Genomic DNA, 15,392 nt, shown 5'->3' on the forward strand with positions numbered 1-15,392 from the left:
AGGGAGCGGGCGAGGTGCTTAAAAAGCTTCATAACTTAAGCGTGAAATACGGGGTTAGGTTCATATCGCCAGTACTACTTAAAAACACATCAGTTTCAGGTGATAAGTTCTACGAAAATTAATTATCCTATTGCATAATGGCAAAGACACAATATTCTTATTTACCGTACCAAGATAATCGTGTAAATTGAGTTTTCAAAACTATGAGTACTAACGAAAATATAATCAGCAAATATTTCAGACCAGCAGTATTAATACTCTCAATAATAGGTTTTTTACTTTCGGTCTATCTTACCTACTTACATTTCACTGAAGGGCAGAGCGCATTTTGTTCCCAGGGCTCAGACTGTGATGTTGTTAGGCAGAGCGCCTACTCATCTATATTAGGCATCCCGGTTGCACTGCTGGGTGCTGTGGGCTATGCACTTATTTTTTGGTTCACCTACGTATCAATGTCAAAGCGTACGCGCTGGCTTCTTTTATACATCATATCACTGTCCGGCTTTATCTTCTCAGCGTACCTGACCTACTTAGAGCTTTTTGTAATCAAAGCAATATGTCCATATTGCGTGATATCAGCTGTAATAATGACAGTGTTATTTGTTTTAATTGCGTTTAGAAAATCCGATTTTTATCCAAAGCTTTCCTCACTTCACACAGCCGTTCTAACAATTTGTATTCTTGGTCTTGTAGTTGTTGGCTCAAGCGCGCTTCAGTCTGATAGTCTTAATCCTCTTATTGCGGATCTTGAACCCGGTAGTGCTAACAGTCTTCAGATAGGACTAGCAAAGCATTTAAAAGATAGAGGAGCCGTGATGTACGGCTCTTATAAGTGTCCTCATTGTAACGCTCAAAAAGCCTTGTTCGGAGGGGCATCGGTATATGTAGATTATGTTGAGTGTGATCCTACCGGACCAGACGCTGAGGCTACCAGATGCTTTTCAAGAGGGGTTCAGCACTATCCGACATGGGAGATAAACGGCAATTTCTACGAAGGCGCTAAATCCCTTCAGGAACTGGCGCATTTATCTGGATACGTTCCTCCTCCACAATAGATCTTCCTATATGATTGCTAGTTAGAATTTGTAATCTATCTAATATATCTAGGCTAAACATTGAGCTAATTAAAAAAGTTGTTGCTTCCCTATATTCCTTGAGATAGGCTTGGAAATAATCCACCTATATGAGGAAATTCGTAGATATTTTAAGAAGTGGACAAATAATCGGAGGTGTCTTATGGATATTTTTGATAAGATAGCAAGGCGAGGATTTTTTAAATTCGGCACTCTAGCGCTAGGGGCAATTGGTGTTGGAAGCGCGGCGACACTCGGAGCTACTAATGCAGAGGCACGAAACAGAAGAAACCTGGACTTAGAGGTTTGCTGTAATGGAAACTCAATAAGGTTTGAAGGACCCCAGGGACCTAATCCAAACAATCTCTCAGATTTGGGACCCCATCCATACTACGGCGCATCTTTTGTGGTTCAGGGCATTATCTATCCAAGCGGGACTCTTCCTACTGTAGGCAGCGGTATTTTAGGTGACGGTAGCCCGCAGTTTCCAGATAGTGTATTAGGCACATGGACGTGCAGGGGCTGGTTTGTCGGAGATAGCGTAAATGACGCAAGGGGCGGCATATTCACCCCGACAGGGCCCTTTGTTGCAACAACTCAGCTCTACGATCTAGACAGTGAAAATCCAGGTGCCGAGATGCTTGTCACTGATGGGGTTGAGCTAATAGATCTGGATGTGCCTTTTCAAAGAGCTATAACAGGCGGCACAGGGATATATAGAAAGGCCAGAGGAGAGGTTACTCAGACAGCGATTGCCGTCAATTCTACCAATCTGTTTAATTTCACCTTTAGCTTTAAAGTTAGATAGTTCGGCAATTGTTATAACCTATTAATTTTTATTGATTTTTTTGTTATAATTGTATGTGTTAAATCTTTTACGGAAGGTGAAGGTCATGGATCATGAAAACCGTTTGGGAAAAGATGTAGAAACCCTTAAGGACGATATATCCAAATTAAAGGAAGATCTTGGCAGTATTGCTGAGACGCTTTTAGAAAAAGGTAAGGCTGAAACTGAAGCGGCCAAGGACAAGCTCAGTGACAGTCTTAAAGAAGAAATAGAAGCAGCCCGTCTTAAGAGCAGAGAAGGAGTTGAGTCACTGGAGGATCAAATAAGGGAAAAACCTCTTATGAGTCTTCTAATTGCTTTTGTAATCGGCCTTTTTCTCGGAAAACTATTTGACCGTGGGTAGATACAGTTGAGTAACCTTAATAGAATTGTATCACTTGCACTTAAGCCCGGAAACGAATATGTGAGGGCGATGCTAACGCGCCTTGTTATATTGGGGGCGTTTTTGGTAATTGCCTTTATATTAGTGATTCTTGGGATAGGTTTTCTGGTTTGGTCATCCTATCTGTATCTAAACACGGTAGTAAACCCATACCTTGCAGCGCTCTTAAGCGGTCTCATAGCAATAGTTCTTGCAGGCGCATTGGTTCTGATTGGAAGTATGATAAGTAAAAGCCCGGGCACAAAAGAAACCAAAGATAGCGGGCAAAGCAAAGCAAACTTTGTAGACAGCACAGAGGTTATAGAGCAGTACCCGCTTGAATCAGGGCTTATGGCTATGGCAGCAGGGTTTATCGCGGGCTCTTCACCTGAATCCAGAAAAGTTCTCACAGAGCTATTTGTGAGTTTAAATCAAAATTCTTCCGAATAAACCTATATTTTAGTCTTTATCGCATTCTTCTATAAATGATTCAAATATTTTCTTTGAGCTTTCTGATTCTTCAAGCTCAGGGTGCCATTGTATACCCAGAATATATTCCCCATCAGCCGATTCAATGCCTTCAACTATATTATCTTGTGTTTGAGCTGATTGTTTCAGCCCAGAGCCAATATCTTTAACCGCCTGGTGGTGATAGCTCTTTACACTCACTAAATCTTGTCTCACAATATCAAAAAGTTTAGTGTTTTTTGAGATCATAACTTCGTGAAGTGCCCCTTTTTCGTGCGGCATTGCATCTGGAAGAAATACATATATGTCTTGATACAAATTGCCTCCGAAAAATACATTTAACAGCTGCATGCCGCCGCATATACCTATTACAGGCAGCGCTCTGTTTAGTGATTCTTCAAGGATTGCAAACTCCATTTTAGTCCTTTCAAGACTCATCGGGCGCAGTTTGGGATGAGGCTCCTCATTATAGTACTTTGGGTCCATATCTCTTGATCCCGGAAGAAGAAGACCGTCAATTCTTTGGGCAGTTTCTTTGATTAACTGTTTATTATCTGGTATCGACGGGATAAGGACCGGAATCCCCCCAGCTTGTGCAATAGCAAGGGCATACTTTTCCTCAATCTCATAATTACCTTCTTTTATATCCGTTGTTATGCCGATAATTGGTTTTATCTTATTCATAATAAAAACCTATTGTTAAGATAAAGAAAAACAGATGCAACTTCAAATCTGCTATTATTAATCTAAATTTGTTAAATGTTTGCAATTTGACACGCTTTTATGCGACTGCTAGTCTCTATGAAAGTTTAGAGATAAGGAGGGGGATAATGAAAAAGATTCCATATTATTTTTTGGTTTTAGTTATCGCTTTAATGTTTTCAACCAGTGTTTTTGCCGATCCCGGCGATACGTATGTGCAGGTGAATTTTGACATTCCAGGGCCTAATAACGGTCAGTGTTCTGTCTTAAAAGTCTCACCTGACGGAGATCTTACAGAGTTTGCTTCATTTGAATCAATCACTGCTCTTACCGGAAATCCAAACTGCGATTTTGACGACACAGGTATTACCATTGCAGACAATGGAGATGTTTATTTCTCAGAAGATGATTCAGATTCAATTATATTATCAACTCCTGAGGGTATGTTGAGCACTTTTATTTCCGAGTCAGAAATCATTGCAGTGACGGGAGACACTAGTGCAGATCTAGATAATGCACTTGATATTGGACCTGACGGCAATCTTTATTTTATTGACGAGGAGTCAGACACAGTTCTTATGGCAACTATACCAGGAGCTGAAATAAGCATAGTTCTTACTCCGGGTGAGATTCAGGCTGTGACTGGGACCACAGATGTTGACCTTGATGCAGGGATAGCTTTTGACTGTGACGGGAATCTGTACTTTGTAAATAACCCGGAAGATGCTGAGCTGGATGATATTCTAAGGTTAACCCCATCAGGCAACTTGAGCATTTTTGTTAGCGGTCTAGAGATCATTGACGGAACTGGTTTTGCTTCAGATATAGATTCCGGAGTCGCCTTCTTTGACTCACTGTTCATATTAGATGAGGGTCAATGTGACTGCGTAATAAAAGTAGATTTAGACAAAGATATAAGCGTTTTTCTCACTGAGGCACAGATAACTTCAGTTACAGGAAATGGCGGAGCAAATCCTGACGGCGGTATCGCTGTTAGGCAAAACCGTGAAGTAATATACGGAGATGACGGCTCCAGTCCGGAAGATCCTAATTTATTAGTTTCAAATCCTATCGGTACTGACCTTCAGATCCTTGTGTCTACGGCTCAGCTTGAGGACTTTTATGATTTTGTTCCTTTTTCACAAATAGATCTTCAGGGTTCTATAGTGATTGAGGGAGTAGATCCTTGTTTGACAAGAAATGTCCCAACATTTTCACAGTGGGGGCTCATTATGCTGGCAGCAATGCTCGGAATTGTTGGATATATTGTAGTTAGAAGAAAAAATGCGGTAGCTTAAATTCTAATTAAATTAAAATATATGGGAGCTTTGGAGGCACTGCCACTTAAGCTCCCTTTTTTTTGTAAACTTATAATACAAATTCTCCTTGCTTAGTGTATCTTATCTCTTATTATTTGGTTTAATAACAATTTCCGGAGAAAATTTTAGATGAATAGAAAATATATTTTTCTTACAGCGCTGATAGTTCCGCTATTTATGATTGTGGGATGCAGTATGTTATCTAATCCATTTGAAGGCAAGTGGAACTCTCCTGTTTTTAATCTAGAGTTTAGGAGCGACAAAACGTTTGATCTATCCCTAGGAAACAATCTTTCTATAAATTTAAAAGGAACCTATGAGTATGATAAAAAATCATTAACTATGGCACTAGATGGTCATGCTGATATGGTGTTCTCATATGAATTTAAGAACAGCAAAAAAAACCTAGTCTTAATTCCAGAGAGTGATGACAGCTATATAAATACAAGGATTGAATTCACAAGGGAGTAGAGCACCAAGGCCAAATTCATTTAGATGATTCAGCTTAAAGATATTTCCCTTTCATTTGGTTCTCGTGATATTTTCAGAAATCTGTCCTGGCATATAAAGGATGGTAAGCGAATAGGTCTGTTTGGACCAAACGGGGTAGGAAAGACTACACTTTTGAATATGTTGGCCGGTCTTTACTCGCCCGATTCTGGCGCACTTCAAATTCCTCCGACCTATGTAATAGGTTATCTGCCCCAAGAAGTAGAAGAAAACGAAACTGATAAAACTGTATTAGATGAATCTCTAAGTGTGTTCAGCGACGTGCTTGATTTAGAAAAAGAATCAGAGCAGATATCAAAGGAGCTTGAAGCATTTACTGATCATTCTTGTGATGAATATAAAAAGACCCTCTTAAGACTTGATGCAATTCACAACGAGCTAAAAACTAAAGACTCCCATAACCTGCAGTATCAAACAGAAAAACTCTTAGTCGGCCTTGGGTTTGAAACCGATGATCTGAAAAGGCCTTTAAATACTTTTTCAGGGGGCTGGAGAATGAGGGTCGCACTGGCAAAGCTTCTTCTTCAAAACCCGAATATCTTGCTGCTGGATGAGCCCACAAATCATCTAGACATAGAAAGCATTGATTGGCTCGAGGAGTATTTAAAACAGTTTCCCGGCACTGTGATATTGGTTTCTCACGATCAATACTTTCTAGACCGCATGACAACTACAATTGCGGAGCTTAGTATGGGTCAGATCACCGAGTATACAGGCAACTACTCTTCATACCTTCTTGAGCGTCAGTCGCGCCGTGATATACAGCGATCAGCCTATTTAAACCAGCAGAGAAAAATCAAAGAGACAGAGCGTTTTATTGAGCGCTTTCGCTACAAAAACACTAAGGCAACCCAGGTTCAGAGCAGAGTGAAAATGCTCGAAAAGCTAGAGCGCATAGAAGAGCCTGAGTCAGACGGCGCTTCAATTAAATTTAAATTCCCTGATCCGGTGCAGTCCGGCAAAAAAGTACTAGAGCTAAGTGAGTTCTCTAAGTCCTATGAAAATAAAGACGGCTCAGAGCTTAAGGTTTTTGTTGGGGCTTCGGGGCTATCAATCTCAAGGGGAGACAAAATTGCTCTTATTGGAAAAAACGGCGCAGGAAAAAGCACATTAGCTAGAATGCTTTTGGGCACTGAGCCTTTTGAAGGTGATAGGACGCTTGGGCATAACGCAGAACTAACATATTTCGCCCAGCATCAGGCGGAGTCTCTTAACCCTAAAAATACCATCATAGAAGAGCTTAAATCTGCGGGCCATACTCAGAACGAAACTGAAGTCAGAACATTATTAGGAGCGTTTTTGTTTAGGGCCGATGATGTTTTTAAACCTATCAGTGTGCTGTCAGGCGGGGAGAAAAGTAGAATTGCACTTGCGAAAACTCTTTTATCACCAAAGAATTTTATGATACTTGATGAGCCCACAAACCATCTGGATATACAATCACGCTCTGTGCTCATTGACTCGCTAAAAGATTACAATGGAACATTTGTCGTAGTTAGCCACGACCGCTATTTCCTTGATCAAATTGCAAACAAAGTCTGGTATGCAGAGGACCAGGGAATCGTAACATATCCCGGCACTTACTCTGAGTTTCACTACCATCAAACCATGCGAGATCAAAAAGAGTTGTCGAATCAACAACCTACCGCACAAATACTAGAGCATGAGCAGCAGGCTCCTGCAGATAAAAGACAACAGGCTGAGAGAAGAAACAAGCTTTACAAAGAGCTCACGGAAAAAGGCATAGAAAATATGGAGAACTGGCAAGAGCTTAGTCTAAAACAGCTACAGAGTGCTCTCAGTGATCTAGAAACAAAAATCCACAGCTTTGAGGATAGAAAGACTGAGCTTGAAGAGTTTTTGGCCGATCCGTCTAATTTCCAGGACAAGACCCGCGCCGATGAAGCAGCCCAGGAGTACACTCAAGTAAACGATTCACTTAAGAGATCCTATGATAGATGGGAGCTTATTACAGCCCACTTAGAAAGTGTCTCATAAGATCTACTAATAACTAACACCGCCGACCATGGCTTCGAGCCTTTTAATGCGCTCTTCCATTGGAGGATGGGTGCTAAATAGAGAAGCTAAACCCTTTCCTGAAAGAGGGCTTGCGATAAGCATATGTGAGGTGCTGTCCGCAGTCTGCTCACTTACCTGAAGCGGAATACGCTGTGAGGCCATGCCAAGTTTTCTAAGAGCATCGGCAAGATACATCGGGTTTCCGCATATCTCAGCTCCGCCCTTATCAGCGCCGTACTCTCTTGTCCTTGATATAGTCATCCTAATCACTGTTGCTGCAAGTGGGGCAAGAATGACCATTGCGATTACAGCTATAGGGTTTCCACCTCTGTCCCTGCCTCCGCCAAAGAACATGGCAAAGTAAGCCAGATATGTGATAGCAGTTGCGATTGTGGCCGCAATAGAGCCGATTAGGATATCTCTATTTTTAATATGAGCGAGCTCATGTGCCAAGACTCCCTTTAGCTCTTCACGGCTTAAGAGTCTCATAATACCCTGAGTCACTGCGACAGCAGCGTTGTTATAGTCCCTGCCGGTTGCAAAAGCGTTTGGCTGCTCCTGTGGGGTGATATACACCTTAGGCATAGGAAGACCTGCGTTCTGAGCAAGCTCTTGAACATCTCCATATAGCTCGGGCGCGTCTTCATAAGTGACTTCTTTACCTTTGTACATAGCTAGAACAATTTTGTCGCTCCACCAGTAGCTGGCAAAGTTCATAACTACAGCTATTACAAGTGCTATAGTGGCTCCGTTAGCGCCTCCAACGTAGCCGCCGATTCCAATTAGTAGTCCTGAAAGTGCTGCGAGTAATAATAAGCTTTTTAACGTATTCATTATATTCTCCTGGTTGTTCTCTCAAATAGATAATATCTATAATTTGAGTACTATAATCAAGATAATGCTAAGGGGCGAGATTTCAAGTAAGATTTAGCAGGATTATACTAAATATTAAGGGTATAAAATTATGGATATGGGAATTTTGTGGTCGTTAATCGGCTCATTTACCAATGTTTTTATTCTAACTAGAATTGCACATTATTTTCTGAAAAGAACTAGAATGGACGATAGGAAAAGAGCCTTTGTGGTCTTTTTTATAGTCGCTGTGCTCGATTTAATCGGGCTTATGATCTTCTTTAAAGAAATAAAATTAGCTTTTCAGGGATGGTTTTTCTATTATCTACCGTTTTTGGTTATGTGGCTTCTTAAAGATCTTATGGAAGCGTCTAGAAAAAAGAAGCAGCTCGAGACCCAAGCTTCTCAAGAAAATACCAGTCAGACGGGACAGTTGAAATGAATCAGAATGACGTAGTTATGGAAACAAATTTTATTGAAGCAGGCGAGCCCAAAAGAGGAAAAGTGAGAGATATATATGATCTAGGTGATAGCCTTTTATTAGTTGTAAGCGACAGAATTTCAGCATATGACGTAATCATGAATGAAGGTATTCCCGGCAAAGGTGTTGTGTTAAATCAGATCTCTAAATACTGGTTTGACCAGACTACTGATATTATAAAAAATCACCTTATTTCAACCGGCATCTCAGATTACCCGCACATGTTCCACAAATATGACCATATTCTTGAAGGAAGAAGCATGCTAGTTAAAAAAACAAAGCCCCTAGCCATTGAATGCGTTGTGAGAGGCTACGTGGCAGGATCTGGTTGGAAGGAGTATCAAGAAAGCCGGAGCATATGCGGCATAGAACTTCCTGATGGTATTTTAGAGTCCGGTAAATTAGATGAGCCGATCTTTACGCCCGCAACTAAGGCGGAGTTAGGTGATCACGATGAGAACATTACATTTGAGAGAGCTGCGCAAATAGTTGGTCAGGACATAGCTGAGCGAGTAAGAAATATCAGCATAGCGCTTTACATAAAAGCAAGAAATATTGCAGATGATAAAGGGATTATAATTGCCGATACTAAATTTGAATTTGGAATCGATGAGAACGATGAACTGATTTTAATAGATGAAGCTCTTACCCCTGATTCTTCAAGATTTTGGCCCAAAGATGAATATGAACCTGGGCGCTCTCAAAAGAGTTATGATAAACAGTTTGTAAGAGATTTCTTAACTTCTACAGGGTGGGATAAGACTCCTCCTCCTCCAACCCTTCCGCAGGACGTAATACAAGCTACCTCTGAGAAATACAAAGAGGCCTTTTACAAATTGGCAAAAGATTTATAGAGATTTTTCAATTTGCCGATCAACACTTTGATTTCCTTAGGTATATTTATTATTTAAGGGTGGAAGAAAAAAGACTAATAGGGGTGTTTATTTTTTGGAGGGAATATGACTACAAACAAGTTATTCATAAATTGTAATAGATCTTTAAGTTTTGTTTTTATGTTAACAGTTTTGAGTTTTGCACTAATTGGCGGTTGCGGCGGATCTGGAAACAACTCCGGCGATAATGGCGATAATAATGGCGGAAATAATAACTCATTAACCTTTACTGATATAACTTTACAAGCTGGATTAAATTATTCTCATGGATTTGTAACCTCTGGTCCGGTCTCAGAGCCTCAACTTATATCAGGCGGAGTTGCGGCAGGGGATTACGATAATGATGGATGGGTAGATATATATGTTGTTAGAGGTCCTGCTGGTCCTAACTTGCTTTTTAAAAACAATGGCAACGGCACATTTAGTGAAGTAGGCCAAGCTGCGGGGGTTGATGTAGATAATGAAATTGGTTCAGGACCTACATTTGCAGATTTTAGCGGCGATGGCTATTTAGATCTGTTTATTGGTGGAATTTTCCCGACAAAACCACGCTTGTTCTTAAATGATGGGGATGGAACGTTCACTGATATATCTGCCGGAAAAGCATTAACTTCACTTTCAAGTATCAATACATTTTCTGCTGCTTTCGGCGATTACGACCTTGATAACGATCTTGATCTACTCATAACACATTGGAACGGACAGAGCCAAAATGAGTCTACGGAGCATTTGTGGAGAAATAATGGGGACAACACTTTCTCTGATGTAAGCTTAGAAGCAGGTATTAGTGCCACATATGATACTGTGAGTGAATTTACTTTCACTCCCAATTTCGCCGATATTAATAACAACGGCTACCCAGATATTCTCATGGGATCCGATTTTCTTACCAGCCAAATATTCATAAATCAGAAAGATGGTACTTTTGTAAATACAACAGATACAAATGTAATAACTGATGAAAATGGCATGGGTGCGTCGGTGGGCGATTATGATAACGACGGAGACTTGGATTGGTTTGTGTCCAGTATTTACGACCCCAATATGATAGCTGAGCTTAACTGGGGTATTTCCGGAAACCGCTTATACCGCAACAAAGGTGACGGCACTTTTGAAGATGTCACTCTTTCAGCCGGTGTTGAGCATGGTTTTTGGGGATGGGCCAGCTGTATGTACGATTTAGACAACGACGGTAATATGGATATTGTTCACGTAAATGGATTTAGAAGTCCTTTTGACCCGGATACAACAGTGGAGTTCGATCAAGACCCTTCAAGAATTTTTATGTCGAACGGAAATGGAACTTTTACAGAAAAAGCTGCCCAACTTGGTTTTAATGATACAGATCAGGGAAGAGGAATTGTGTGCTTTGATTTCGATAGGGATGGAGACGTTGATATCTTTGTTGCTAATAATAATCAGCCGCCAAGTCTATATAGAAATGATGGCGGAAACGAAAACAGTTTTCTAAAAATTAGTTTAAATGGAATATCTATGAATACTGAAGGCATAGGGGCTAGGGTGGAAGTAACCACGGGAAATACTGTTCAAATGAGGGAGCTTAGTGCCGGAAGCAATTTTGTTTCCCAAAACCCGGTGATTGCTCATTTCGGATTGGCTCAAAGACAGATTGCCGATGAGGTAAAAGTAAGCTGGCCTGACGGTAACACAACAACCCTGCAGAATGTGCCTGTAAATCAGTTTATGACTATAGATCATCCTGATTTATAGACTCATAATAAATTTTAGATCATACTTGTGTTCAAATGAAAACTATAAGCATTTTAGGCTGTGGGTGGCTTGGTCTGCCTTTGGCTGAAAAACTTATCCAATTAGGCCATAGTGTTAAGGGCTCAACGAGGTCTAGCACCGATCTGCCACGACTGGGACAAAAAGGCATTATCCCCTTTTCAATAAATCTTGATCCCACCATCATAGCAGAGAATGCTGATTCATTTTTTGATACTGAAATATTAATTATAAACTTTCCGCCCCAAAGACGAGAAGATATCGTGAAGTATCATGAGATGCAGGCAATATCACTTATAGAGAGCATCAAAAAATCAGCGATTGAAAAAGTAATCTTTGTAAGCTCGACATCGGTCTATCCAGATCTAAATAGAGAAGTATCGGAAGATGACACGCATGGGCCTACAAAAGAATCGGGAAAAGCGCTTATCAAATTTGAATCCTTACTTAAAGAGTGCTCTGAGTTCAAAACTACAATACTCAGATTCGCTGGGCTTATAGGATATAATCGCAACCCCGGCAGGTTTTTGGCAGGCAAGAAAGAAGTAGTAAATGCAGATGCTCCTGTAAACCTGATCCACAGGGATGATTGTGTAAATATAATAGTTGAAATTATTGATAAAGACCTATGGGGCGAGACCTTAAATGCCTGCTCAGATGTGCATCCACTTAGAAAAGACTACTATATAAGCGCGGCCAATAAATTAGGCCTCGCACCTCCTGAATTCAAAAATACTGAGCACTTAAGCTTTAAAATCATAAATAGCGATAAGCTAAAAAAACTGCTAAATTATCAATTTATCCATCCCGATCCTACAAAAATTGACTTTAACTAGTCTAATATGCTTTCTGAGGAAAATAACTTAGATAAAGTTTGGATTTAAATCGGGTTCTGTTATACTAACCATATCGGTTTCAGTTGATAGTGGTAAATAAAAATCATAATGAAATTAGATAACAACACCTACAAAATCGTTTTCGTAACCTTCCGGGTGAGATAATTTCTATAACCTTGAACTATATGAGTGTTTTTTATCAAAAGTTTTATACTAAACCTGCAAATAAATTGAATTTTACAATTGTATGATTATTTAAAGGGGGGAGTTTTATACACATATGCATAATACTATGAGTCTAGAAAACGGGGTTAATAAAGATCTGCATTTTGAGGATAACTCAATTGTAAGGGAGCTCTACGGCCAGCAGAATGAGAATCTAAATGTTATCGAGAACCTTTATGGTATAAGAATTCATTCCAGAGGCGGTAAGCTCAGCCTTCAGGGCAGTGATGACGAGGTAGAGTCTGCATATAGATTTTTAAAAGAGATTTATAGCCTTATGGAAAAGGGCTATTCTTTAGACCCAGGTGATCTAGAGCTTGCCTCTAGAATTGTGGATGAAAAAAGGATTGAGCTTGAAGATATATTTTTAGACACCGTATGCGTTTCAACTAGAAAAAAAATAATTGCTCCAAAGAGCATTACTCAAAAACTATATATAGAATCAATCAGAAGACACGATATCGTATTTGGAGTTGGTCCTGCGGGTACTGGTAAGACCTATCTCGCAATGTCTATGGCAGTGTCGGCGTTTGTAAATAAAGAGGTAAACCGCATTATCTTAACCCGGCCCGCGGTTGAAGCGGGTGAGAAGCTAGGGTTTTTACCAGGTGACCTTTCTCAAAAAGTGGATCCTTATTTAAGACCGCTTTTAGATGCTCTCTACGATATGATGGACTATGACAAAGCTTCAAGGCTGATTGATAAAAATGCAATTGAGATTGCTCCTCTTGCATTTATGAGAGGAAGAACCTTAAATGACGCCTTTGTCGTCTTAGATGAAGCGCAAAATACAACACCGATGCAGATGAAGATGTTTTTAACAAGGCTTGGTTTTAATTCAAAAGCTGTCATAACTGGCGATACAACTCAAATAGATCTTGGAAGCGGTGAGAAATCAGGGCTCCTTGAAGCTGAGAAGCTAATTAAAGACATAGATGGTGTTTCATTTGTCTATTTTTCTAAAAATGATGTTGTTCGTCACCCCCTTGTAAGGCAGATTATTGACGCGTATGAGAAAAACGCCTAACTATTATGTATAATTTCTAGGAGTGTCACATTGCCGGAGGTATTAATGAAAAGGGATTTCTTTTATATAATCGGTTTATTCGCAATTTTTCTTACTATTACATCATGCGCGCGCACTTGGCAGGACCCTAACACCTCAATTCCTGCACAGAGTATCAGCATAGCAGATCTGATTACAAATCGTCAGGCCTATGACAGCGCTGGGGTCTCTCTGATAGGTAAGGTTTGGAACCTTCAGGTTGAACCCCAAGCCACAGAAAGCCCAGATGGAATTAAAGAGCCATATACTACTTTTATTCTGGCTGATAGAAAGGGCACAGGCGTCGACGTTTACGCTGCTGGTGACGTGCAGATACAGGAAGGAGATTTTGTAAGAGTTGTGGGTATCTATAGAAAAGAGTTTCAGCAGACTGGTGACTACTTCCTAAATGTTGTAGATGCCGTTCGTATTGAAGACTGGAATCCCGGGATTGGTTACTGGATTAGAGAGATGGAATTTGATTAATCTAAACTCTTAGTCGAACAGTTCTTTAAGGAAAATGATCTTTTCTCTAGATGGTCCTAGAGATACTGTATAGATTGAAACACCCGTGACTTCTTCTAATTTTTTAAGATAACTTCTTGCTTCTATTGGTAAATCTGAGAAATCCTTTGCGTTTGAAATATCCTCGCTCCATCCATCCATCTCTTCATATATGGGCTCTATATCGTCTAATATATGGCTGGATGATGGAAAAGAGCTTAGCTCAGCTCCTTTATATTTATATCCGGTGCAAAGATTTATCTTCTCAAATCCGGATAGCACATCAAGTTTTGTGAGAGCAATAGAAGATATGCCGTTTATCTGAGCTGCGTATTTAAGAGCAAACGCGTCAAACCATCCGCATCTTCTGGGTCTGCCTGTGGTTGCTCCAAACTCCCCGCCCGCTGTACGTAGCTTTTCTCCTAAATCACCTGATATCTCAGTTGGAAACGGCCCCTCGCCGACTCTCGTTGTATAGGCCTTGGCTATTCCCAAAACTTTATGAATTGTGGTAGGGCTTACGCCGGTTCCTGGTGAGGCTCCGCCTGAGCCAGCACTCGAAGATGTTACATATGGATAGGTTCCAAAATCTATGTCCAGAAGTGCTCCTTGAGCGCCTTCGAAAAGTATGTTTTTTCCACCTGATATGGAGTCATTTAGAAGCATTGATACATCACAGCAATATTTTTTAAGCTGCTCACCGTAATTTGAGTACTCCTCAAATATTTCATCAAACGAAATTGCCTCTCCGCCTAGAACTTTAGTCAGATACGAATTTCTTTCATCAAGTACGCTCTTTAGTCTTTCTGAAAGTGAGTTCGGGTCGATCAAGTCAGCAAATTTAATCCCCCTCCTGGCAGCCTTGTCCTCATATACAGGTCCAATACCTCTTCCGGTTGTTCCAATCTTACCTTTTCCATTTGTGGATTCTCTGGCTAGGTCGATTGCTCTGTGATAGGGCATAATAACATGAGCCCGCTCGCTTATCTTAAGATTGTTCTCATCTGCCTGGTATCCTGCGGTGGTTAAATCGCCAATTTCTTCAAGCAATACTTTGGGATCTACTACAACTCCGTTTCCAATTACCGAAATCTTATCGTCCCTTAGTATTCCAGAGGGAAGGTGGTGAAGAACTATCTTTTCATCGCCTAGTACAATTGTATGCCCCGCATTGTTTCCGCCCTGGTATCTGACTACAATGTCTACTTGCTCAGAAATGAGATCAACTATCCTGCCTTTTCCCTCATCTCCCCACTGGGCGCCAATCACCACAACGTTTGGCATTTCTAGATGCCTCCCTTAAGAAGTTCTTCCAGATTAGAAAACTCTTTGCTAGAGCCTCTTCTGGATTCTATAAGTTTAAGCTTTCTAGGCGTCTCTAAGAGTATTACTCCGTAAAAATTTGAGGCCCTGTTCTCTTTTAGTCTGAGTTGTTTTTGCTCAGGGCTAAGATTTAGATCCAGGATGACCTTAAAACCGCTTGACCTAAGCCACTCTGTTAGGTGAAT

Annotated in this window: 17 protein-coding genes; 13 read left to right on the forward strand and 4 right to left on the reverse strand. The window is 40.5% G+C overall.

The window, feature by feature from the left end:
• The first annotated feature begins 203 nt into the window (after positions 1-203).
• The 4 genes from AAF462_03095 (at position 204) to AAF462_03110 (ending at position 2,731) form a co-directional block, all read left to right on the forward strand.
• Positions 204-1,055, forward strand: a complete 852-nt coding sequence (locus AAF462_03095; GenBank protein ID MEM7008097.1) for a vitamin K epoxide reductase family protein — start codon at positions 204-206, stop codon at positions 1,053-1,055.
• 181 nt (positions 1,056-1,236) lie between these two features.
• The gene (locus tag AAF462_03100) at positions 1,237-1,881 is read left to right on the forward strand and encodes a hypothetical protein (GenBank protein ID MEM7008098.1); all 645 of its coding nucleotides are present in this window, start codon (positions 1,237-1,239) and stop codon (positions 1,879-1,881) included.
• Between the two features lie 85 nt (positions 1,882-1,966).
• Entirely contained in the window at positions 1,967-2,263 is a 297-nt protein-coding gene (locus AAF462_03105; protein MEM7008099.1) for a hypothetical protein, read from the forward strand.
• A gap of 6 nt (positions 2,264-2,269) precedes the next feature.
• Positions 2,270-2,731, forward strand: coding sequence for a phage holin family protein (locus AAF462_03110; protein ID MEM7008100.1), 462 nt, complete (start codon positions 2,270-2,272; stop codon positions 2,729-2,731).
• Between the two features lie 9 nt (positions 2,732-2,740).
• Here the strand turns inward: AAF462_03110 and AAF462_03115 are convergent, their stop codons facing one another.
• A complete protein-coding gene (locus AAF462_03115) occupies positions 2,741-3,433 on the reverse strand; it encodes a gamma-glutamyl-gamma-aminobutyrate hydrolase family protein (protein ID MEM7008101.1) in 693 nt (230 codons plus the stop codon).
• A gap of 146 nt (positions 3,434-3,579) precedes the next feature.
• Between AAF462_03115 and AAF462_03120 the strand changes: the two genes are divergently transcribed.
• The 3 genes from AAF462_03120 (at position 3,580) to AAF462_03130 (ending at position 7,278) form a co-directional block, all read left to right on the forward strand.
• The gene (locus AAF462_03120) at positions 3,580-4,749 is read left to right on the forward strand and encodes an IPTL-CTERM sorting domain-containing protein (GenBank protein MEM7008102.1); all 1,170 of its coding nucleotides are present in this window, start codon (positions 3,580-3,582) and stop codon (positions 4,747-4,749) included.
• 150 nt (positions 4,750-4,899) lie between these two features.
• Positions 4,900-5,241, forward strand: coding sequence for a hypothetical protein (locus AAF462_03125; GenBank protein ID MEM7008103.1), 342 nt, complete (start codon positions 4,900-4,902; stop codon positions 5,239-5,241).
• Between the two features lie 24 nt (positions 5,242-5,265).
• Positions 5,266-7,278 (forward strand): ABC-F family ATP-binding cassette domain-containing protein, encoded by a 2,013-nt coding sequence (locus AAF462_03130; protein MEM7008104.1) that lies wholly within the window; start codon positions 5,266-5,268, stop codon positions 7,276-7,278.
• Positions 7,279-7,284: 6 nt separating this feature from the next.
• On the opposite strand, the gene htpX is transcribed toward AAF462_03130, so the two are convergent.
• Positions 7,285-8,133 carry a zinc metalloprotease HtpX gene (gene htpX, locus AAF462_03135; GenBank protein ID MEM7008105.1) on the reverse strand — a complete coding sequence of 283 codons (849 nt, stop codon included), beginning with the start codon at positions 8,131-8,133 and terminating at the stop codon, positions 7,285-7,287.
• Between the two features lie 130 nt (positions 8,134-8,263).
• On the opposite strand from htpX, the gene AAF462_03140 reads away from it, so the two are divergent.
• The 6 genes from AAF462_03140 (at position 8,264) to AAF462_03165 (ending at position 13,866) form a co-directional block, all read left to right on the forward strand.
• Positions 8,264-8,593 (forward strand): hypothetical protein, encoded by a 330-nt coding sequence (locus AAF462_03140; GenBank protein ID MEM7008106.1) that lies wholly within the window; start codon positions 8,264-8,266, stop codon positions 8,591-8,593.
• Positions 8,590-9,486: a phosphoribosylaminoimidazolesuccinocarboxamide synthase gene (locus AAF462_03145; GenBank protein MEM7008107.1), complete on the forward strand. Its 897-nt coding sequence runs from the start codon at positions 8,590-8,592 to the stop codon at positions 9,484-9,486. Before AAF462_03140 ends, AAF462_03145 begins: the two co-directional genes overlap by 4 nt.
• Positions 9,487-9,591: 105 nt before the next feature.
• Positions 9,592-11,256 carry a CRTAC1 family protein gene (locus AAF462_03150; protein MEM7008108.1) on the forward strand — a complete coding sequence of 555 codons (1,665 nt, stop codon included), beginning with the start codon at positions 9,592-9,594 and terminating at the stop codon, positions 11,254-11,256.
• 35 nt (positions 11,257-11,291) lie between these two features.
• Positions 11,292-12,110 carry an SDR family oxidoreductase gene (locus AAF462_03155; protein ID MEM7008109.1) on the forward strand — a complete coding sequence of 273 codons (819 nt, stop codon included), beginning with the start codon at positions 11,292-11,294 and terminating at the stop codon, positions 12,108-12,110.
• A gap of 292 nt (positions 12,111-12,402) precedes the next feature.
• Complete coding sequence (locus tag AAF462_03160; protein ID MEM7008110.1) at positions 12,403-13,362, forward strand: PhoH family protein; 960 nt, start codon at positions 12,403-12,405, stop codon at positions 13,360-13,362.
• Between the two features lie 45 nt (positions 13,363-13,407).
• Positions 13,408-13,866, forward strand: a complete 459-nt coding sequence (locus AAF462_03165) for a hypothetical protein (protein ID MEM7008111.1) — start codon at positions 13,408-13,410, stop codon at positions 13,864-13,866.
• 9 nt (positions 13,867-13,875) lie between these two features.
• On the opposite strand, the gene AAF462_03170 is transcribed toward AAF462_03165, so the two are convergent.
• Positions 13,876-15,168: an adenylosuccinate synthase gene (locus tag AAF462_03170; protein ID MEM7008112.1), complete on the reverse strand. Its 1,293-nt coding sequence runs from the start codon at positions 15,166-15,168 to the stop codon at positions 13,876-13,878.
• Positions 15,169-15,170: 2 nt separating this feature from the next.
• Positions 15,171-15,392, reverse strand: a 222-nt coding sequence (locus AAF462_03175; GenBank protein ID MEM7008113.1) for a hypothetical protein, incomplete at its 5' end; no start/stop codon positions are given.

The organism is Thermodesulfobacteriota bacterium (assembly GCA_039028315.1).
In the GTDB taxonomy this organism is placed as follows: Bacteria; Desulfobacterota_D; UBA1144; order Nemesobacterales; family UBA2774; genus CR02bin9.